General features: G+C 67.3%; 21 protein-coding genes. 12 read left to right on the plus strand and 9 right to left on the minus strand.

Annotation, left to right across the window (positions count from 1 at the left end; all coding sequences use genetic code 11):
- Genes D7252_RS12255 through D7252_RS12275 form a run of 5 tightly spaced genes read right to left on the minus strand, consistent with a single transcriptional unit; the run spans position 1 to position 3966 of the window.
- A complete protein-coding gene (locus tag D7252_RS12255) occupies positions 1–978 on the minus strand; it encodes a zinc-binding dehydrogenase (protein WP_120775643.1) in 978 nt (325 codons plus the stop codon).
- Positions 979–997: 19 nt separating this feature from the next.
- On the minus strand, positions 998–1420 hold the full coding sequence (locus tag D7252_RS12260) for an organic hydroperoxide resistance protein (RefSeq protein ID WP_120775644.1): 423 nt from the start codon (positions 1418–1420) through the stop codon (positions 998–1000).
- Between the two features lie 26 nt (positions 1421–1446).
- Positions 1447–1908, minus strand: a complete 462-nt coding sequence (locus D7252_RS12265) for a MarR family winged helix-turn-helix transcriptional regulator (RefSeq protein WP_120775645.1) — start codon at positions 1906–1908, stop codon at positions 1447–1449.
- A 40-nt stretch (positions 1909–1948) separates the two neighbouring features.
- Positions 1949–3088, minus strand: a complete 1140-nt coding sequence (locus D7252_RS12270) for an AI-2E family transporter (RefSeq protein WP_259461096.1) — start codon at positions 3086–3088, stop codon at positions 1949–1951.
- A gap of 44 nt (positions 3089–3132) precedes the next feature.
- Positions 3133–3966 (minus strand): mechanosensitive ion channel family protein, encoded by an 834-nt coding sequence (locus D7252_RS12275; protein WP_120775646.1) that lies wholly within the window; start codon positions 3964–3966, stop codon positions 3133–3135.
- Between the two features lie 102 nt (positions 3967–4068).
- Between D7252_RS12275 and D7252_RS12280 the strand changes: the two genes are divergently transcribed.
- From D7252_RS12280 to D7252_RS12290, 3 genes are read left to right on the plus strand one after another with little or no spacing between them, the layout of a single operon-like run.
- Positions 4069–4698 carry a hypothetical protein gene (locus tag D7252_RS12280; protein ID WP_120775647.1) on the plus strand — a complete coding sequence of 210 codons (630 nt, stop codon included), beginning with the start codon at positions 4069–4071 and terminating at the stop codon, positions 4696–4698.
- Positions 4699–4700: 2 nt separating this feature from the next.
- Positions 4701–5759: a DUF998 domain-containing protein gene (locus D7252_RS12285; RefSeq protein WP_120775648.1), complete on the plus strand. Its 1059-nt coding sequence runs from the start codon at positions 4701–4703 to the stop codon at positions 5757–5759.
- A 49-nt stretch (positions 5760–5808) separates the two neighbouring features.
- The gene (locus D7252_RS12290) at positions 5809–8355 is read left to right on the plus strand and encodes a LuxR C-terminal-related transcriptional regulator (RefSeq protein ID WP_251050722.1); all 2547 of its coding nucleotides are present in this window, start codon (positions 5809–5811) and stop codon (positions 8353–8355) included.
- Between the two features lie 42 nt (positions 8356–8397).
- Here D7252_RS12290 and D7252_RS12295 read toward each other — a convergent pair whose 3' ends face one another.
- Together D7252_RS12295 and D7252_RS12300 are read right to left on the minus strand one after the other, a co-directional pair.
- The gene (locus tag D7252_RS12295; protein ID WP_251051337.1) at positions 8398–8820 is read right to left on the minus strand and encodes a DUF6325 family protein; all 423 of its coding nucleotides are present in this window, start codon (positions 8818–8820) and stop codon (positions 8398–8400) included.
- Between the two features lie 26 nt (positions 8821–8846).
- On the minus strand, positions 8847–9233 hold the full coding sequence (locus D7252_RS12300) for an SHOCT domain-containing protein (RefSeq protein ID WP_120775650.1): 387 nt from the start codon (positions 9231–9233) through the stop codon (positions 8847–8849).
- Between the two features lie 133 nt (positions 9234–9366).
- On the opposite strand from D7252_RS12300, the gene D7252_RS12305 reads away from it, so the two are divergent.
- The 9 genes from D7252_RS12305 to D7252_RS12340 all read left to right on the plus strand — a co-directional run bounded on the left by D7252_RS12305 (position 9367) and on the right by D7252_RS12340 (position 17635).
- The gene (locus D7252_RS12305) at positions 9367–10494 is read left to right on the plus strand and encodes an AI-2E family transporter (RefSeq protein ID WP_120775651.1); all 1128 of its coding nucleotides are present in this window, start codon (positions 9367–9369) and stop codon (positions 10492–10494) included.
- 104 nt (positions 10495–10598) lie between these two features.
- Positions 10599–12296, plus strand: coding sequence for a SulP family inorganic anion transporter (locus D7252_RS12310; protein ID WP_120775652.1), 1698 nt, complete (start codon positions 10599–10601; stop codon positions 12294–12296).
- Complete coding sequence (locus D7252_RS12315) at positions 12289–12723, plus strand: DUF6325 family protein (protein ID WP_120775653.1); 435 nt, start codon at positions 12289–12291, stop codon at positions 12721–12723. The genes D7252_RS12310 and D7252_RS12315 overlap by 8 nt, the downstream gene beginning before the upstream one ends.
- A gap of 1 nt (position 12724) precedes the next feature.
- Positions 12725–13066 carry an SHOCT domain-containing protein gene (locus tag D7252_RS12320; protein WP_120775654.1) on the plus strand — a complete coding sequence of 114 codons (342 nt, stop codon included), beginning with the start codon at positions 12725–12727 and terminating at the stop codon, positions 13064–13066.
- 32 nt (positions 13067–13098) lie between these two features.
- Positions 13099–13773 (plus strand): GAP family protein, encoded by a 675-nt coding sequence (locus D7252_RS12325; protein WP_120775655.1) that lies wholly within the window; start codon positions 13099–13101, stop codon positions 13771–13773.
- A gap of 49 nt (positions 13774–13822) precedes the next feature.
- The gene (locus D7252_RS12330) at positions 13823–15223 is read left to right on the plus strand and encodes a hypothetical protein (protein ID WP_251050723.1); all 1401 of its coding nucleotides are present in this window, start codon (positions 13823–13825) and stop codon (positions 15221–15223) included.
- Between the two features lie 17 nt (positions 15224–15240).
- Positions 15241–15399, plus strand: a complete 159-nt coding sequence (locus D7252_RS20085) for a hypothetical protein (RefSeq protein WP_183055282.1) — start codon at positions 15241–15243, stop codon at positions 15397–15399.
- A 2-nt stretch (positions 15400–15401) separates the two neighbouring features.
- On the plus strand, positions 15402–15956 hold the full coding sequence (locus tag D7252_RS12335) for a GAP family protein (protein ID WP_259461147.1): 555 nt from the start codon (positions 15402–15404) through the stop codon (positions 15954–15956).
- On the plus strand, positions 15944–17635 hold the full coding sequence (locus D7252_RS12340; RefSeq protein WP_215110948.1) for a SulP family inorganic anion transporter: 1692 nt from the start codon (positions 15944–15946) through the stop codon (positions 17633–17635). The genes D7252_RS12335 and D7252_RS12340 overlap by 13 nt, the downstream gene beginning before the upstream one ends.
- A 32-nt stretch (positions 17636–17667) precedes the next feature.
- On the opposite strand, the gene D7252_RS12345 is transcribed toward D7252_RS12340, so the two are convergent.
- Positions 17668–18624 carry an HAD family phosphatase gene (locus tag D7252_RS12345; RefSeq protein ID WP_120775658.1) on the minus strand — a complete coding sequence of 319 codons (957 nt, stop codon included), beginning with the start codon at positions 18622–18624 and terminating at the stop codon, positions 17668–17670.
- Between the two features lie 88 nt (positions 18625–18712).
- Positions 18713–19426, minus strand: coding sequence for an ion channel (locus D7252_RS12350; protein WP_120775659.1), 714 nt, complete (start codon positions 19424–19426; stop codon positions 18713–18715).
- Positions 19427–19479 lie beyond the last annotated feature (53 nt).

Consider the following 19479-nt stretch of genomic DNA (forward strand, 5'->3'; position numbering starts at 1 on the left):
TCAGAACCGGAGCAGAACCTTGCCCACGCGCCCCGGAGTTCCGCTGGCCCGGACGGCGTCAGCGATGTCGGACGCGTCGAAGATGCCTGCGACCGGCAGAGTGAGGGTGCCGTCGGTGACACGCTGCACCAGCTCGCCGAAGAGGGCGCTCCTCGTCGCAGGGTCCAGCGCCGGCATGACCTTGCTGCCCCAGAATCCCTTCACCGTGGCTTGCTTGAAGATCACGTCGGACGAGGAGATCTCCATCACGGGCGAGTCCATCGCGCCGAAGGCCACCAGGGTGCCGCCCTCGGCCAGCAGCGACAGGACATCGCCGGCGGACGAGCCGCCGACCGAGTCGACGCCGGCGACGATCGGCGCACCACCGGTGATGGCGGAGACCTGATCCTTCCAGTCGTCCTGATCCGTGGCGACCACGTTCTCGATGCCCTGCGAGCGAAGCTCATCGACACCGGCGCTGCGGCGCACCAGACCGAGCACGTTGACGCCTCGCGCTGCGCCCAGCTGCGCAAGCATTCGCCCGACAGCACCGTTGGCGGCGTTCTGCACGACCCATTGACCGCCCTGCACGTCCAGAGAGTCCAGCAGGGTGATGGTGCTGAAGGGCATCGAGACGAGCTGTGCGGCGCTCTCGTCGGAAAGCGAATCCGGCACCGGGATGAGTCCGGCCGCGTTGGTGACGACATACTCCGCCCAGGCGCCGAAAGTGCCGCCGGTCGCGACGCGCTGTCCGACGACGAGGTGGTCGACGCCCTCGCCGACGGCGTCCACGACGCCCATCGCTTCCGTCCCGGAGGCGGCGGGAAGGTCCGGCTTGAACCCGTAGGTCCCGCGGACGGTCCAGAGGTCGTGGTTGTGGATGGGGGAGAGGACGATCCGCAACCGTACCTGGCCCGCCTCGGGCTCCGGCACCGGGCGTTCTTCCACCTCGAGGACCTCTTCGGGCTTGCCGAACGTGGAATGGGTGAGTGCGCGCATGATGCTCCTTCTTTCGAGATCAGTCGTCGGAGACGGTGATCGTGACGTCGATGTTGCCGCGGGTCGCGTTGGAGTACGGGCAGATCAGATGGGCGGCGTCGGCCAGCGCCTGCGCCTGCTCATGGGGAATCTCGGGAACGATGACCTCGAGTTCGACGGCGAGACCGAAGCCGCCGTCGCCGTTGGGGCCGATCTGCACGCGGGCGCCCACCGAGGAATCGGCGATGGGCACCTTCTGGGCGCGGGCGACACTCTGCAGTGCCGAGTGGAAGCACGCGGCGTATCCGGCGGCGAAGAGCTGCTCGGGATTCGCGCCGTCGCCGCTGCCGCCCAGCTCCTTCGGTGCAGCGAGGTCGAACTCGACGCGGCGGTCGCTCGTGGCGACGTGCCCGTTTCGTCCGGCGCCGGTGGCCAGGGCCTCGGCGGTGTACAGAACGTCCATGGGTGTTCTTCCTTTCGCGGGAATCGTCACGCGCGCGCGGCCCGGTCGGCCGGCGCGTCGATGGTGGCGGACTGCAGTCGGGTCGTCAGATCTTGCAGTTCGGCGATCAGTCGACGACGGTGATCGTCGTCTCGGATGCCGGAGAAGCCGGCGATCTGCGCAGGGATGGAGGCGAGCTCCTGCTTCAGCGCGTGTCCGGCCGGGGTGAGGACGACGGAGACGACGCGCTCATCGTCGGCTCGACGTGCTCGCGCGACGTGACCGGCCTGCTCCAGACGTCGGACGAGCGGCGACAGCGTGCCGGAGTCGAGCTGCATGGCTTCGCCGAGGGAGCCGACGGTCTGATCGCCTTCGTGCCAGAGGATGGCGAGCACAAGATACTGCGGGTAGGTCAGGCCCCACGGGGCGAGGAGCGCGCGGTACGCCTGAGTGGTCGCGCGCGCAGCGGAGTAGAGGGAGAAGCACACGAGCTCATCGGTCACGGCCATCCAGCAAGTATTGCACTCAACTAGATTGTGTGCAATTCAATTAACGGATGCGGAGCCATACGCGCCGTCGACGAACCGAGGTCACGGGTGTCGGTTCCGGCGTCGGAGGTACGGCCGTGCGGTCGCCGGAAAGCCATCGCAGCCACGTCGTGCCCGGATCACCCTCGAGGATCAGCGCCCGCGCGAGCAGAGTGAGCGGGATCGAGAGGATCGCTCCGAGGGGGCCGATGATGAAAGTCCAGAAGACCACCGACAGGAAGCTCAGCGTCAAGCTGAGGTCGACCGCGTCGCTGACGAATTTGGGCTGGACCAGCACCTGCAGCACCACGTTGACGATCGTGTACACGGCGATGACACCCAGCAGGAGTGGCCAGCCGCCCACGACGAACGCGAGGATCGCCGGCGGGACGAGTCCCAGGACGAACCCGATGTTGGGGATGAAGTTCGTCACGAAAGCGAGGATCGCCCAGACCACGGGGACCGGGATCCCCATCCACCACAGCGCGAGCCCGTCGATGATCGCGACGATGACGCCGAAGGTGGCGTTGACGATGTAGTACCGCCGGATGCCGGAGTTCAGGTGCGAGATGCCTGCGATGACCGCGCCCTTCGTCGCCGCGAACAGAGCGGGCGCCTGTCGATAGCGGGCAGCATCCACCGCCATGAAGATGATGTAGGCGCAGACGAAGAACAGGGCCGTCGCGACGCTGAGGACGGTGCCGCCCACGCTGCGTGCGACGGCGAGCAGGGTGTCGGGATCGAGGACGGATGCCGCGGCATCCGATGCCTCTTCGTCGAGCCCCAGCGACTGCAGCCAGGCGACGAGTTCGTCGGCGGTGCGCATCAACCCGTCCTGGGAGGCGAGATCGCCTACCAAGCGGACGAACTGCGTTCCTGCGAGCCACAGCAGCGCGCCCATCGCCAACAGGATGAGGTAGGCCAGCCCGATCACCGCGGTCGTGCTCGCCCAACGCGGCCAGCCGCGGCGGTCGAGAGGACGTCGGAAGGGCTCGACGATGATCACGATCACGATGGCGAGCGCGACCGGCCCGAAGACGTCTCGCACGAAGTAGACGCCGGCGAGAGCGATGGTCGTCGCCGCCAGGGTCAGGAGTACGCGAAGGCTCGGCGACAGGGATCGTTCCGGAGCGGGGCCTGACGGCATGGGGGAGGCGGTCACCCGGCCAGCGTAGTCCTCGGCCTCGGTGCTCCACCTGTGGTGGGTCATAGGGGATCCATGGCCGTGAGGGGGAGCGGCCCGGGGTGCGCGGCGACGACGCCGTCGAGCTCTGCCGCCTCCAGAGCGACGGACACCCGGCGCACAGCATCCGACACCACCGTCGAGGTGTGCAACGGGTGATGCCAGATCTGAAGCGTGAGGATCCAGCGTGTAGGCGAGACCGACTCGACAGACACGATCGGATGCTCCCTCGTGTGCACGCCCTCGATTTCTGCCGCTGCGCCGGCGATGACGCCCATCACCTCGTCCAGGTCGCGCGTGGGCGTCCGTGCCACGCGGACACCGAGCGCGCTGCGACGTGCGCCGTGCCGGGAATCGTTCACGAGCACAGCGGTGAGCAGCAACGAGTTGGGGACGTGCACGGTTCTGCCGTCCGCGGTGGTGAGGATGACCGAGCGGCCGGTCAGCTCTCGGACCACGCCGACGATCATGCCGTCCGGCCCTTCGACGCCGATCTGCTCGCCCAGCTTGACCGTCTGCCGGGACTGGATCAGCACGCCTGAGGCGAAGTTGTCGGCCACCCCACGCAGCACGAGGATGACGATGACGACGGCGACCGCCGTCATCGCCAGCAGAGGCTGCACATTCGCGCCGAGGAACGCGAGGCCGATGCCGATGCTCATCAACAGCAGCGCGTACTGCGTGAACCGGGCCGCGATCTGCGCGACGGAGTCGGAGACGCCCGGGGTTCTTCTCGCCAGGCGCAGCACGCCTCCGCGTGCGAAGTGCGACACGATCCACCCGATCAGCACGGAGAGCAGAGCGAGCACGATCTGCGCAGACGTCACGCCGGTGGGGAAGAGGTCGTCGAGACTCATCCGTCAAGGATGCTCGCAGACACGCACTCGAGGCCGGAGGTGCTCACCCGCCGCGGGTGAGCACCGCTCCCACCGAGCTCGCAGGCCGACCAGAATATCGACATGACGGATCGTCCCGAACCCTCGCAAGGCACCCGGCAGCGTGCGCTCGAGATCACCACCGTGGTTCTCCTCTCCATCACCGCCGTGCTCACCGCGTGGTGCGGTTTCGAGTCGTCGAAGTGGGGTGGCGAGATGTCCATCGCCTTCAGCCAGGCATCCAGCGCACGGATCCAGGCAGCTTCTGCCCAGGCCACGGCGCAGGCTGCGCGTCAATACGACCTGACGCTCTACACCGAGTGGGTCCTGGCCGGCGCCGACGGTCGTGAGGATCTGGTGGCTTTCGTCGAAGAGAGATTCACGGACGAGTTCGCGGTCGCCTTCGACGCATGGACGGCCGAGGGCAGAGCTTCACGCGGGCCGTTCGTGATGGCCGAGTACGTCCCGCCCGGAACGGTCGAAGCGGAGGAGCTCAACGCGCGAGCGGACGAGAAATTCGAAAAGGCGCTGGTGAACAATCAGCGCGGGGACAACTATTCGCTGCTGACTGTGCTGTTCGCCCTCGTCCTCTTCTTCGCCGCCCTCTCGCAGAATCAGCGGGCCGATTGGCGGCGGAGGGTCTTCGTCGCGCTCAGTGCAGGCATCGCCCTCGTCGGCGTGGTCGTGCTCGCGACCTTCCCCGTGAAGATCTGACCGTGTCGGCCCCGCGAGATCTGCTCACCCAGGCCCGCGCGAACGGCGAGACGCGCGAGCGCGCACGCGAAGCCATCGGCCTCCAGATCGCGATCGTCGCTTTCATCCTCGCGGCGCTCATCGCGATCCCGGCCCTGCGTTGGCAGTCCGTGCCCATCGCCGGTCCCGAATCCCTCGGGCAATTCGTCGCGATCGCGTCCGCGGCCACAGCGCTCGTCGTCTTCGTGCTCGGACGGATCGTGGCAGCCGATCCCGGCCGTCGCCATCCCCTCGGCATCCTCGATTTCGTCGACATCGGTGCCTTCGCCTTCGCGCACGCGATGATCGCGCTGCTGGGCTGGACTCTGGTGGCCACCATCATGGAACAGGGTCTCATCGGAGCCGTCGTCTTCCCCGTCCCGTCGCTGCTGCTCTCCGGCGCCGCGGCGGCGTTGACCGCCTATGTCGTCTACTTCTCCTCGACGCATCTAGATCTGCAGCTTCTGGCGACAGTCCTGGCGGTCTTCCTGGTGTTCGGTGTCGTGGCGAGCATGCTGACCGCCAGCGACCCGCAGTGGTGGCAGGAGAACCTCAGCGCGCTGGGCATGACGGACGACCTGTCCGCACGAACCTTCAACCTCACCCTGATCGTCGCCGGCGTCCTCGTGACGACCCTCTCGCGCTACGCGACGCGAGGCATTCCGTCCTCGCATCCGCGCGGGGTCGGTTCCGTGCGGACCTGCCTGATCGTCATCGGGATCTTCCTGGGCTTGGTGGGTGTGTTCCCCGTCGATCGGTACTTCGTGTTGCACACCGGTGTGGCATCCGGCATGGCGGTGACCTACGGCATCCTCGTGATCGCACTGCGACGGTGGATTCCCGACGTCTCACGCACCTTCCTCGGCCTCGGCTACCTCTTCCTCGTCCTGATCGTCGTTCTCGCCGTGTTCTTCGTCGTCGGCTACTACACGCTCACCGCGGTCGAGCTGGTGGCGGGCGTCGTCATCTTCAGCTGGATCATCCTGTTCATCCGCACGGCGGATGCACTCAGGCGTGATGCCGGAGTCGCCTCCGAGGAGTGAGACGAGGAAGTCCTTGAGTCCGGCGCACATCCGTCAGTAGGTTGATCCCATGGTGTCTGCCGTGCGCACGACGAGGTCTGGACCAGCCGTGCGCTTTCGACCGCCGGCGCCGCAACCGGGAGCCATCCGGCGAGGCCGGATCACTGCGGCCATCACGGATGCCGCGCGGCTGAGCCCTCTCACCGTCGTCAGCGCACCGAGCGGTTTCGGCAAGACCACGGCGGTGGCCGATTGGGCCGCCGATCTGGAACACGTCGCCTGGCTTGCGTTGAGCTCCTCCGACTCCGACCCGTCCCGTCTCACTCAGGGGGTCGTCGATGCGCTCCTCGTCGGCGCGGAACTCGCGCACCGACCGCTCACCCTCCCACGGGATCTGGATGAGCCCGAACGCGCATACCGGGAGATCTGCCGAGCCGTCGAAGAGCTCGACGCCCCCGTCTATCTGATCGTCGACGACGCACACCGTGCGGGAGAGCACTGGCGTCAGGGTCTGCTCGGCATGCTCTCCGAACAGGCGCCAGACCAACTACGGATCGTGCTCGTGGGAACGACGTTGGTCGAACTCACCCTCTCCCGGCACCGTCTCACCAATCCGGAGTCGTTCCTGGGCGCCGACATCCTGCGGTTCACGTCGGCCGAAGTGCGGATGCTTCTCGGTGACGGTCCGCTCGCTCTGTCACCGGAGGCCATCTTCGAAGAGACCGACGGGTGGCCCATTGCGGTCCGGCTGATGATGATCGGCGGAGCTCGCCCCGCCGCCGAGGCCGCGAGCGCTTCGAGTTTCCTCGGAGCGTATGTCCGCGAACACGTGCTCGGGGCTCTCTCGCCCGAGATCGCGAGCTTCGTGATCGATGCGAGCGTCCGCAGTGAGCTCACCGCCGAGTTGGCCGCCGCCGTGTCGGAACGGCCGGATGCTGGAGACCTGCTCGAATCCTGCATTCGGCTGGGTCTCTTCCTGGACAGATTCGACGGTGCACACGGACCCGTCTACCGGTGGCATGCGTCGTTCGCCCGCCAGTGCGCCGACATCGGCGGCAGGGACGCCGAGCGACGCGCCGCCTGTCACCGGCGCGCGGCGGTCCATCTCGAGGCAGAGGACCCGCTGGCGTCGATATCCCACTCCCTGCACGCCGGCGACGCGGATGCTGCGCGCGAGACGCTGCTCCGCCACTGGGTGGGACTCGTGGTCGGCGCTTCCGCTGCCGAGGTCGAGTACACGACGATCGAGATGCTGCGCCACACACCGGACGACGCACAGGTGCTCCTCGTGCGCGCGTGCGCGACCGACGTGATGGGCAGTCACCGTATCGCGCGCGAGCTGTTCCGGCGCGCCGAGGGAATGCTCGCGCGCGCGGACGACGACGTCGAGCCTGTGGTTCTCCGCATCGCGCGGCTGTTCGTCTCGGATGAGCGAGCCGACGTCGCGAACGCGAGCAACGACGTTCGGCAGATGCTGCTGCATGCCGACTCGACCGATCTGCATGATCGAGCAGCTCTCAACTATCTGCTCGGCTGGACGGAGATCCGGCACCGGGGCCACCCGGAGCTTCCCCTCGAATATTTCGCCGCGGCCGCGAGGGAGGCTCGGGTTTCGGATGATCGGGAACTGGCGAAGCGCGCGCTGGGGCACTTGGCATTCGGCCAGACCTGGGCGGGGCGGCTCCTCGATGCCAAGGAGTCGCTGGCCGAAGCCGAGGGCGAGGAGGACATCACCCTCCCGTGGAGCACCTATGCCGGGGGCAGCGCTGCGGCGGCCGCCGGCTACGTCGCGTACTGGTCCGGCGAACTCGACGACGCACTGCGGGAGTTCCGCACGGTCATCAGCAGCGGCAGCTCCGACGGCTCTTTCAAGGGTGTCGCCCGGATGATGGTCGCGTATGCCGCGGCCGAGACCGGTGATGTGGGGGCCTGCCGCCGCGCGGCCATCGGAATTCAGGAGATTCCGCTGCAGGTCGGGCACGGCGTCTCGTGGCCCGCGTTCCGAGAATCGTCCGTCGCCCTCCTGGAGGAAGCGGTGGGGCGACAGGATCGAGCTCTGCGCATCGCGAGGAAGTACACGAACACCCCCGATCTCCCGATCGTCAGTGTCGCCCTGGCAGGGCTGCTCCGCCGCGCCGGAGACCATTCAGCGGCTCTGGAGACACTGCGGTCGCTGCGGACATTCGCCGAGGTCTCCTACGTGAAGTCGGCGACGCTCATCACCGCCGCGGTCCTGCGTCGACACGCCGGTCGGCACGAAGAAGCACACGAGTTGTGCGAGGCCGCCGTCGCGGTGGCGTCCGGGGAGAACATCCGCTTGCTGTTCGGCCCGCGTGAGACCGCCGTGCGGAGACTGCTGAGCGAGCATGTCCACTTCGGCACCCAGTTCGAGGACTTCATCGGCCGGTGTCTCGCTGCCGATGCCGCCGGCTCTCTGACCGATTCGCTGTCGGAACGCGAGAGGGACGTCTTCCGCCAGTTGCAGACGGCGCGAACTCTGCCGGAGATCGCGCGCGAACTGAAGGTGTCCATCAATACGGTGAAGACTCACCAGCGCGCGATCTACCGGAAGCTCGGCGTCTCCTCCGGCCGTGAGGCCGTGCAGACGACGGTATAGACCCGGGTCGATGCTCTCGGCGGGGTCGCTGCCAACGCCGCGTCACTGCCGCCGCAGCGCCGTCTCGAGGACCGCGTTCGCGACCGCGGCGGGGATGGGCTGCGTGCTGACGATGCGGTCGCCGTGCGGACCGAGATCACGCGAGAGCCGTTCGCTCCAGGTCGGCTCGACGAGGATCAGCGCTGCGAGCGCGCCGACCGGGAGCGCGGGTACGAAGTGCCGGACGTCGTCCTCGGTCACGATGCCCGGGATGTAGAGTCCGAGGCCGGCGAGAGCGAAGTCGTCCGCATCGACCTCGGCGATCCGATAGTCGTCCACTGTGAGGCGTTGAACGACGACCACGTCGAGAAGACGCAGCGCGCCGGCTTCAACCTGCCGCAGCAGCGCCTCGAGGACCGTGGGGCTGAGGTGGTCACTGTCGAGTTGCACGACGATGAACTCGACGTCGCCGAGCGCGTTCTGCATCACACCGACCACCTCAACCCTCGCGATCAGCGCAGAGCGCGCGCCTTGATGGCGGCGAACTCTTCGTTGGTGATGGTTCCGGCCGCGAGCAGCTTGGATGCCTTGTCGATCTCATCGCTGGGACTCGAACCGGCGACGCTGCGGATGTACGAGTCGGCTGCGTGCTGCTGCTCTCGGTAGGCCGACGCGGTGCGCTCCGCCATGCCACCGCCGCGCGCGATGAGGTAGACGAGCGCCGTCAGGAAGGGCACGAAGACCAGGAAGATCATCCAGATCGCCTTCACCCACCCCTTCACCGCGGAGTCCCGGAACAGGTCGGCGATGATGTTGAACAGCACCATCAGGTACGAGATGAACACGAACGCCCAGAAGAACCATCCGATGATGGCCCAGAAGCTTTCCCAGAGAGACACTGCGGACTCCTTTCGTCGAGGTACTGCAGTATCGCGATATTGACACCGCGCGAGCGGGCTCGCGCGCGCAGCTCACCCGGATAGGGCGAGCCGACTCGTCGGCTCCCCGTGGCGGCCCCGGTAACCTCACCGTATGAGCGGTGCCGAGCCCCAGCCGGGCATGAGCGAAGACGACGGTGACAGCCGATCGCGGCTGACCAGAGTCCTGCCCGCCAGGCCCCTGCTGTCGGGCTTCAGCGTGGGAGTCGGGGTGATCCTCGCCATCGCGCTCGCCGCCACCATCGCCGGTATCTCCACCGTCCTCATCTCGATCTTCCTCGGCATGTTCCTCGCGCTCGGCCTCGATCCTGCGGTGCGCGCGCTGGAGCGCCGGGGCATCCGTCGTCCGGTGGGCGTCGCGATCGTGGCCGCGGTGTTCCTCGCTTTCGTGATGGTGATTCTGCTCGTCGTCGTGCCGGCCACGGTTCGACAGCTCGCCGCGGCGATCCAGGCGGCCCCCGAGGGCATCGAAGCGATGCAGCAGGCGCAGTGGTACACCGAACTGGAGCAGAGTCTCGGCGTCGACCTGTCCGACGTCATCGCAGACGGGGTGCATTCGCTCACGACGCTGTCGTCCTTCCTCGCCATCTCCGGCGGCGTCCTCCGTGTGGGGATCGGTGTGATCGGCGGCGTCTCGAGTTTCATCATGGTCGTCGTCCTCACCCTGTACTTCGTGACTTCGCTCGAGAGCATCAAAGGAGCGATCGCCAGCCTCGTGCCGCGCTACCGTCGAGAGCGCTTCGTCCGTCTCCTCGACGAGATCACCGGGTCGGTCGGCGGCGTGGTGGCGGGCGGCGTCACCTTGTCGACCGTCAACGCGGCTGTCGTCCTGGTCATACAGCTGGCCGTGGGTTCGTCGATCCCCGCGGTCATGGCGATCGCCGCTTTCTTCATCACGCTGGTACCGATGATCGGCTCGCTGGTGTTCCTGGTCGTCGGCACCGTCTCGACTCTGTTCGTCAGCCCGACCGCCGCCCTGATCTTCGCCGTCGCCTATCTCGTGTACATCCAGGTGGAGGCCTACTACGTCACGCCGAGGGTCATGGGACGAGCAGCCGCGGTGCCGGGCGTCCTCGTCATCATCGGCGCGATGGTCGGTGCGACCCTGATGGGCCTCCTCGGAGCGCTCGTCGCGATACCGATCACAGCCTCGATCCTGATCGTCATCAGACAGGTGTGGATCCCTCGGCAGAACCGGCGGACGGTGCCGCCGGACGACTGAGCCGTGCTCACCCCATTGGGGTGAGATTGCGAACCGCAGCTGTGCGGGCGATGCCAGCATGATTGGCACATCGTTCTGCGTGGCGAGGGCACGGAGGTGAAGAGGTGCAGAGACCGCTGGTCGGGTTGACGCGGAGGAATCTGCTGCGTGAGCTTCTCGCCGGTGTCACGCTGCTGGCCATCGCCATGCCGCTCAACATCGGCTACGCCCAGATCGCCGGCCTTCCGCCGACCGCGGGGCTGTACGCGCTGGTGGTCCCGACGATCGTCTACGTGCTGGTGGTGTCCTCCCGGCAGGTCGTCGCCTCCCCGGATGCTGCGGCGGCGGCGCTCGTCGCCTCGTCCATCGGAGGACTGGCGGCGGCAGGCTCTGAGGACTACGCGACGATGGCCCTCGCGCAGGCGATCCTCTGCGGAGTCATGTTCATCCTGCTCTCGGTGTTCAAGCTCGGCCTCCTGGCGAACTTCCTTTCCAAGCCCATCCTCGTCGGGTTCGTGGGTGGCCTGGCTCTCGACATCCTCGTGTCGCAGGTCGCGAAGATGCTGGGCGTGAAGATCGACTCGGGCGGCGAGTTCCTCGAGAAGCTGGGCGACCTGCTCGGTGGGCTGGGTACTGCGAACGTGTGGGCCGTCGTCATCTCCGTGGCATCCGTGGCGGTCCTCCTGCTCGGGAAGAAGTTCCTGGGCATGGTGCCGTGGGCGCTGGTGGTCATGGTCGCCGCGACGCTTCTCGTCGTCAGCGCAGGCCTGGATGCAAAGGGCGTGGCCGTACTCGGGGAGGTGCCGGCGGGAGCGCCGACTCTCACCTGGCCGATGCTGGACTGGCAGACCTGGCTGCTTCTCGTGCCGTCGGCGATGGCTCTCACTCTCGTCACGACCGCCGAAGGACTGCTCGTCTCTCGCTCCTACGGCGAGAAACGTCACTACCGCACCGAGCCGAACCGCGACCTGCTGGCCTTCGGCGTCGCGAACATCGCCGCGGGCGCGCAGGGAAGCTTCGCCGTGGGATCCTCCACGAGTCGTACCGCCGCCATGGACCAGTCCGGGTCGCGCACCCAGTTGCCCTCGCTCGTCCTCGCGGTCGGCACCTTGCTGCTGCTCCTGTTCGGCACCGGGCTGCTGGACAGTATCCCGTCGCCTGCGATCGGAGCCATCGTCGGTGTCGCCATCCTGCCGCTGCTCGGATTCCGGGAGTTCGCGGCGCTGTGGCGTATCGACCGGTTCGAGTTTCTGATCGGTGCGGTCTGCTTCCTCGTCACGCTGTTCATCGGATCCATCCCCGGCATCCTCGTCGCTTTCGTGCTTGCGCTGATCAACATCGCCAAGCGTGCGGCCACGCCCGCCATCGACGTACTGGCAGACAACGACAACCCCCGTGAATCGCTCCTCCAAGAAGCACCGCAGGGTTCGACCACCGCGCCGGGCCTCGTGGTCGTGCGAATGGCGGCGCCGCTCTTCTTCGCCAACGGTGACACGTTCACCCAAGCCGTCCGTCATGCGGTGACCTTTCCCGGCCCCGGTGCCGTCCGGCACGTGGTGATCGATATGGAGGCGGTCACGGATGCCGACGTCACCGCCGCCGAATCCTTCGATGGACTGGTGAGTTGGCTCGACGATCAGGGAGTCACACTGTCGTTCAGTCGCCTCCGCGCCAGCGCCCGTACACGGCTCGAGCGGTTGGGCATTCTCGGTGGGCAGCGAATCTTCGACACGAACCGCGCGGCCGTCGCGGAACTGGCCGCCCCGCGATCGCAGACCAGTGGGCCAGCCTCCCACCCAGAGAAAGGGAAACTTCATGAATGACTTCCGTTTCGGACCTGCCGAGTTCTATCTCGTCGGGTTCGAGGGCGCGCGCCCCGATCCGGCGACCTTCAGCGCGTTGACCGACCTCATCAAGAGCGGGACTGTGCGTCTCCTCGACTTCGTCCTGCTCAGCAAGTCGGCAGCGGGCGAAGTCGAGATCCTCGAGCTCGAGTCGGAGGACGGGGCGCCAGGGTTGGGCGGCTTCGAACCGATCGCCGCCGGACTCGCGGGCGACGAAGACGTCGAGGCGCTGGCGAGCGCCGTGCCTCCAGGACAATCCGCCGCGATCGTCGTCCTCGAACTCGCGTTCGCCCGGACGCTCGCCCAGAACCTCGCCGCAGCAGGCGGTCAGGTGCTCCGAAGTGAGCGCGTACCGGCACCTGTGGTGAACGCCATGATGGACATCCTCGACCAGGAAGGTGAATGACATGCCCTTGAGAAGATTCGGCCGACCCGGACTGATCGGTCTCGCCGCTCGGACGGCCGTGGTGGCGGGAACCGCGTCCGCCGTGCAGGGTGCCGCGACCAGGAATCAGCAGCAGCGTGCGCAGAGCCAGTACGAGCAGCAGCAGTACGAGGCAGCGCAGCAGCAGGCTCAGATCGATGCGGCGGCTCAGAATGCGGCGGCGCAATATGCCACTCCCGCACCGGCGGCTCCGGCAGGAGGGGATGACCTGATCGCCAAGTTGCAGCAGCTCGCTTCGCTCAAGGACTCGGGAGTGCTTTCCGAGGAGGAGTTCGCGGCGGCGAAACAGAAACTGCTCGGCTAGATGATCCACCGCAACGTCGAAGGAGGATGAGCATGGGACCGATCATCGGCGAGTTGCTGCCGCTTGCTGTGGGTATCGCGATCAGTCCGATTCCGATCATCGCCGGCATCCTGATGCTGCTGTCGCCGCGCGCGCGGTCGACGGGCGTCGGTTTCCTGCTCGGATGGCTCGCCGGCATCATCGTCGTCACGACCGTGTTCACCCTCCTCTCTTCGGTGCTGCCGGAGGAGTCCGAAGACTCGTCGAAGCCGGTTCTGGGCGTGGTGCAGGTCCTGCTCGGAGCGCTCCTGGTGCTGCTCGCTGTGAAGCAGTGGCGGGGACGGCCCCGCGGCGGTGCTGAGGCGGCCATGCCGAAATGGATGCAGCAGATAGACGGGATGTCGTTCGTCTCGGCTCTCGGGCTCGGGCTGCTCCTGTCGGGCGTGAACCCGAAGAACCTGCTTCTCGGTGCGAGCGCAGGATTGTCGCTCGGCGGTGCAGATCTGTCGGGAGGCGAGACGGCGCTGTCGGTCTTCGTCTTCACCGTCCTCGCCGGGTCCACAGTGCTCATCCCGGTCATGGGCTTCCTGCTCGCGTCGGAGAAGCTGCGGCAGCCCCTCGACCGATTGCGCGACTGGCTTCAGGCCGAGAACGCGGTCATCATGACCGTCCTGCTGCTCGTGCTCGGAGTCGTCGTGATCGGCAAGGGCCTCACCGCGTTCGGCTGAGCCGCCGCACTGTCGACAAGCGTGTCATCCAACCGGAGGGAATGAGCGAATGGGTGAAGTCGAAGACCTGCGCGCGCGACTGCAGCAGCTCGAGCAGGAGAATGACGCCCTGAGGAAACCGCGCCGCAGAGTCTCCGGCAGGAGTATCGTCGCCGGGATCCTGCTGGTGCTGGCCGTCGTGATGGCACCGATCGCCGCCATGGGAACCTGGGCGCGGCTGCAGCTCGTCGACGCTGATCGGTTCGTCGCGACCTTCGCACCGCTGGCGGAAGACCCCGACGTTCAGGACTTCGTCGCCGATCAGGTGACCGCTGCCATCGACGAGCGCGTCGACCTCACTGCCGTGGTGGGCGACGTGTTCGACGGCTTGCGCACCCTCGATCTTCCTCCGCGCGCAGACTCTGCTCTCACGCTTCTGGAGGCTCCGGCGGCGACCGGATTGAGATCGCTGGTCGATGGCGTCGTGCGCGATGTCGTCGCCTCGGAGCAGTTCGCCGACATCTGGGCGCAGTCGCTGAGATTCACGCATGAGCGCGCGGTCGCGATCATGCAGAACAGCCCCGACACCGCGCTGCAGCTGGCCGACGACGGTGTGCTGTCGGTCGATCTCGGCATCGTCGTCGAGCGGGTCAAGACCGTGTTGACGGAGAGGGGCGTCGGGTTCGCCGACTTGATCCCCGAGATCGATCGATCGGTTCCGATCGCTCAGGCCGATGCGCTGATCATGGTGCGGACGCTCTATCAGGTGGCGGTCGCTGCCGGTTTCTGGATGCCTTGGGTTGTTCTCGGATTGTTCGTCGTCGGCGTGCTTGTCGCCCGCAGCCGCTCGCGTGCCCTGCTGTGGACCAGCGCGGCGTTCGCCGTGGTCTTCCTGCTCTTCGCCGCCGGCGTCGGGGTGGGGAGAGGATTCTTCGTCGGCGCGGTGAGTCCGTCCGTGATGTCGGCAGCAGCGGCGGAGTCGGTCTTCGACGAACTCACGTCCCTACTGAGTTCGACGGTCGTCGCGTTGGCGCTGGTCGGTGTGCTCATAGCTGTCTGGGCGTGGCTTGCCGGTTCGAGTCGGAACGCCGCGGCGGTGCGCGGTGCCTTCGAGAGCGGGTTCTCGTCGATCCGGAGGGCGGGGGAGCGGCGAGGGTTGTCGACCGGCCGGTTCGGAGCCGGCGTCGACCGCTTCCGCGGACCGATCCTCATCGCCGGGTTGCTCATCGGGGTGCTCGTCCTCATCACGACGCGGCCCGTCACCTTCGGCGCGGTCGTCGGGGTCTCCGTCGGTCTGCTGGTGCTCGTTCTCCTGGTCGAGGTGCTGCGGAGACCTGACGAAGGGCATCCCGACGCCGTGGATCCCGAAGAGGACGTTTCCGCGGGGACGTCGAACATCGACGTGCCGCTCGCGGATTCCCGCGTGCCGGATGCGGTCCCGGACTCGTCCTCCCGCACCGGGACGCCGTGAGCCGTCTGGCGTGACAGATGTTCGGTGCCCTGTGGCAACTCATCCCGGTGGCCATCGGCGTGATTGCGAGCCCGGTGGCCGTGATGGCGCTGATCGGCGTCCTGTTGTCTCAGAATTCGCGGCGCAACGGTGCCGCGTTCCTGGCGGGGTGGGTGGTCAGCGCGACCGTGCTGTGACCGTGGGACTGCTGGCGTTCTCGGCGGCGGACACACCTGGCGCGTTCCGATCGGCTCCCTGGGTGCCCATCGTCCACGCGGTCATCGGCGTCGTCTGCACCGGAGGTGCGCTGTGGACTTTCTTCCGGGCCCGACTGGTGGTCGCGCGGGTGGCCGAGGCGCATACGCCCGACGAGCTCACCGCGGCCACGCCGCAGCTGCCTGGTCTCGTCCGCTCGGTCGAGCGGTTCACCCCGGGACGCTCGTTCCTGCTCGGGTTCGGGATCTTCCTCACGCCGATGAACATCGCCCTCGTGGCCGCAGCGGCGATCGGAATCGTGCTCGCCCGGCTGCCGGAGCCTCAGCTTCTCCTCACGGTGTGCGGGTTCCTCGCGGCGGCCGCGGCCCCCGTGGCGATTCCCGTCTTCAGCGTGCTGGCACGCGGCGAGGAGGCTGACCCGATGCTTCGACGATTGCGGCGATGGATGCTGCACCGCAGCGGGTTCCTCACGGCGGCGGTGCTGCTGCTCGTCGGCGTCCTCCAATTCGTGAAAGCACTTCAGGGGTGGTTCTCGTGACAGTCGGGCAGAGCTGGAGCCGGTACCGTCGTCGGTTCGGATCGCGGAAGACGATCGCGCAAGACCTCAAGGCCGGGATCGTCCTGGGCGTCGAGAGCGTGCCGGACGGCCTCGCCGCCGGGCTTCTCGCGGGCGTCAACCCGTTGTATGGTCTCAACGCCTACATCGTGGGCACCCTGTTCGGCGCAGTGGCGACCGGGTCGGTCTTCATGACGGTGCAGGCGACGGGAGCGATGGCCGTCATCGTCGCGGACGTCCCCGAGATCCACGGTCCGGATGCCGTCGGCGCGATGGCGATGATGACCGTCATGGCGGGGATAGCGATGCTGGCGCTCGGGATGGCCGGACTCGGCAAGCTCGTCCGCTTCATCCCCGCCGCCGTGCTCATCGGCTTCGTCAACGCCGTGGCGGTCAATATCGTCCTCAGCCAGCTCGCGAACTTCACGGGTTTCGTCAGCACCTCCGGCAACCGCCTGACCCGCGCGGTGGACACCGTGCTGCATATCGCGCAGGTGAGCTGGCTGTCGATCCTGGTCGGGGCCGTCACCGTCCTGCTGATCCTCGTGCTGGAGCGCACCCGACTGGGTGCACTGTCGATGGTCGTGGGGATCGTGGTCGGCTCCGCTCTGGCGCAACTCCTTCCCCACGGCGCGGTGGCCATGATCTCGGATGTCGCGGAGGTCGAGCGCGGCATCCCGAGGCTTTCGCTGCCGGATCCGTCCATGCTCCTCGCGCTGATCGTTCCGGCACTCTCCCTCGCCCTTGTGGGCCTGGTGCAGGGAGCCGGGATCTCCGGATCCATCCCCAACCCCGACGGCAGGTACCCGGACGCCTCCGCCGACTTCCGGGGCCAGGGGATCGCCAACATCGCCACGGGAATGCTGCAGGGCATGCCCGTCGGCGGATCGATGTCGGCGACCGCGCTCGCGCGGGCGGCGGGAGCGAAGAGCGCGTCAGCGAACCTCTTCGCGGGGATCGTGATGGTGTCGATCGTGCTGCTGTTCGCTCCGCTGATCGGCTACATCGCGATGCCCGCGCTCGCCGGCCTGCTGATCATCATCGGAGTGCGCACGTTCAAGACCGAACAGATCATCATGGTCTTGAAGACGGGACCGGTCCAGATCGCAGTCTTCCTCGTGACCTTCGCGCTCACCCTGCTCATCCCGCTGCAGTACGCCGTTCTGACCGGGGTCGGACTCGCCGTCGTTCTGCACATCGCCCGCCAGTCCAATCGCGTGCGGATGAAGCGGTGGGTCTTCGACGACGACAGCGGACGGCCACTCGAGACGACGCCGCCCGAGACGCTGGGCGCGGGGGAGACCGTCATCCTGACTCCGTACGGGAGTCTGTTCTTCGCGTCGGCGGACTCGTTTCGACAGCAACTCCCCACACCGGAGAGGGATGCGACGGACGCGTTCGTCATCCTCCGCCTCCGCGGGACGGATGAACTGGGTGTGACCTTCCTCACGATGCTGCGCGCCTACGCCGCCGAGGTACGGGCGGCCGGAGCGACGCTGATGGTGGCGGGGATCGGTCCACGTGTTTCCGCACAACTGGCATCCACGGGCGTGCACCGTGCGATCGGCGAGGCGAATCTGTTTCTCGAACGGCCCCGGGTCGGGGATGCGGTGCACGAGGCCGTGGCCGAAGTGTCGCGACGGAGAACGCAGACAGGATGACCGCGGAGCGGCTCATCCGACCGGGGGAGCCGTCACCGGGCGTCGGCCGGAGAAGCCGAAGGATCGGGGAACACCGTCGCCCAGTCCTCTCGCACGCTGACCACCGTGTAGTCGTTGTCGGGAGCGGCGGCGAGGGCCTTGTCCGCCCCGGCGTCATAGGGCGCGTCGCCTCGCCCGTCGTCGTCGTGATGGACCAGCAGAGCGAATCCCGGGCGAGGTCCGCGGCGGGCGAAGTCCAGCATCGGCATGTCGCCGTTGGAGTTTCCTGCTGCGAACAGCGGGCGTCGTCCGATCCTGGCCCAGATCCGGATCGGCTTCTCTCCTCCGTCGTCGAAGAAGTCCAGCGCGGGGGAGTAGCGCACGGTGGCGGCATCCTCGTCGTAGGTGAGCCCGAAGGCCGAGCCGATCACGCGCTCCGGCGGGATGCCGTAGTTGGTCTGCGTCATCGGACGCATGAAGTCGCGCTCGCCGCCCGAGACGATGTAGCACGTGAAGCCGTGGCGCTCGAGGTATCGCAGCAGCTCGACCATCGGCTGATAGACCGCTTCGGCGTAGGGGCGCCGGGAGATCGGATGCCGTGCTGTGCGATAGAACTCGCTCACGGCCTCCGCGTAGTCCTCGACGCTCATACCGTCGTTGAGGCCGACGAGCGCCGAGAGCAGCACCTTCAGGTCCGAGTCGTCGCCCGCGTAGTGCTTGTCGATCGCGGTGCCGAGCCACGCGAGATCGCCGCTCGTCGCCGCCAGATAGGGCTGTCGTCGGGCGAGCTCAGGATTGCGCTCCGCCACGACTCGCCATCGCTCCACGACGTAGTGAAGTTGCGTGGGCATCGGCTTCTCCGCCCAGAGAGTGCCGTCGTTGTCGAACACCGCGATGCGTTCCTCGATCGGCACGGCACGCGGACCGTCGACGACCGAAGCGACGAACGCCTCGATGGCCCTGCGTGTGGGGGTGTCGCGCCACGAGGTCAGTCCAGCCGGATCATTCATTCTCTTCCTCGCTCTTCGGTCGACGTTCCATGGTGCCATCGGGCGCCGAGGGGGAGCCCGACGGGGTCACCCGGCATGGGCGAGGGTCTCACGTCGCCATCTCGCGCGGCGGGGGCCGCCAGCCGGAGACGACCCGCGCCACCGCGATCACGAGAAACAGCTGCCCGGTGATCGCTTCGACGATCGCCACACTCTGGACCAGCGGCCCCACCGGCACCAGATTCCCGTAGCCGGTCGTCGTGAGCGTCGTGAAGGAGAAGAAGAGCAGGCTGGAGAGTGAGTCGTCCTCTGCGGAACCGAAGAGCGGTGTTGCGGTCCACAGCACGATCAGGTTGTAGGCGAAGGTGAAGAACATGCCGACCATCACGTAGGCGGCGATGGACGCCAGAAGCGTCTGGCCATCGACGAGCGTCTTTCGGGACTGGTGCGCGATGATCGCGAACGGCGCGACGAAGTACGCCACCAGCGAGGCGAAAGCCAACGACACGTCCACCAGCTGGCCCGTGAGGCCGACCACCTGAGCGATCACCGCGGCGACGCCGACAGCGGCGATGACGATCCAGCCGATCCGCCGGAGCCCCGGCCGCACGCGCGCGACGAACAGCGTGGCGGCGACCGTGACGAGCTGGAAGAGCAGCGCGATGGCATTGGGGGTGGTCGACTGCTGCACCGCACACACCACGTACGAGATCCCCAACAGTACGAGGACGACCCAATAGCCGGAGCGCCACGATGAGTGGTGCTCCGCGCCTGTAGGAGGGGTGCTGACGACCTCGCCGTCCCCTCGAGCTGGTTCGTCCATCGGCTCCGCCTCTCCTGCGCGCCGCTCACCCCATCGGGCGGGCCTTCACGCGA

This window comes from Microbacterium sp. CGR2, from assembly GCF_003626735.1.
GTDB lineage: Bacteria > Actinomycetota > Actinomycetes > Actinomycetales > Microbacteriaceae > Microbacterium.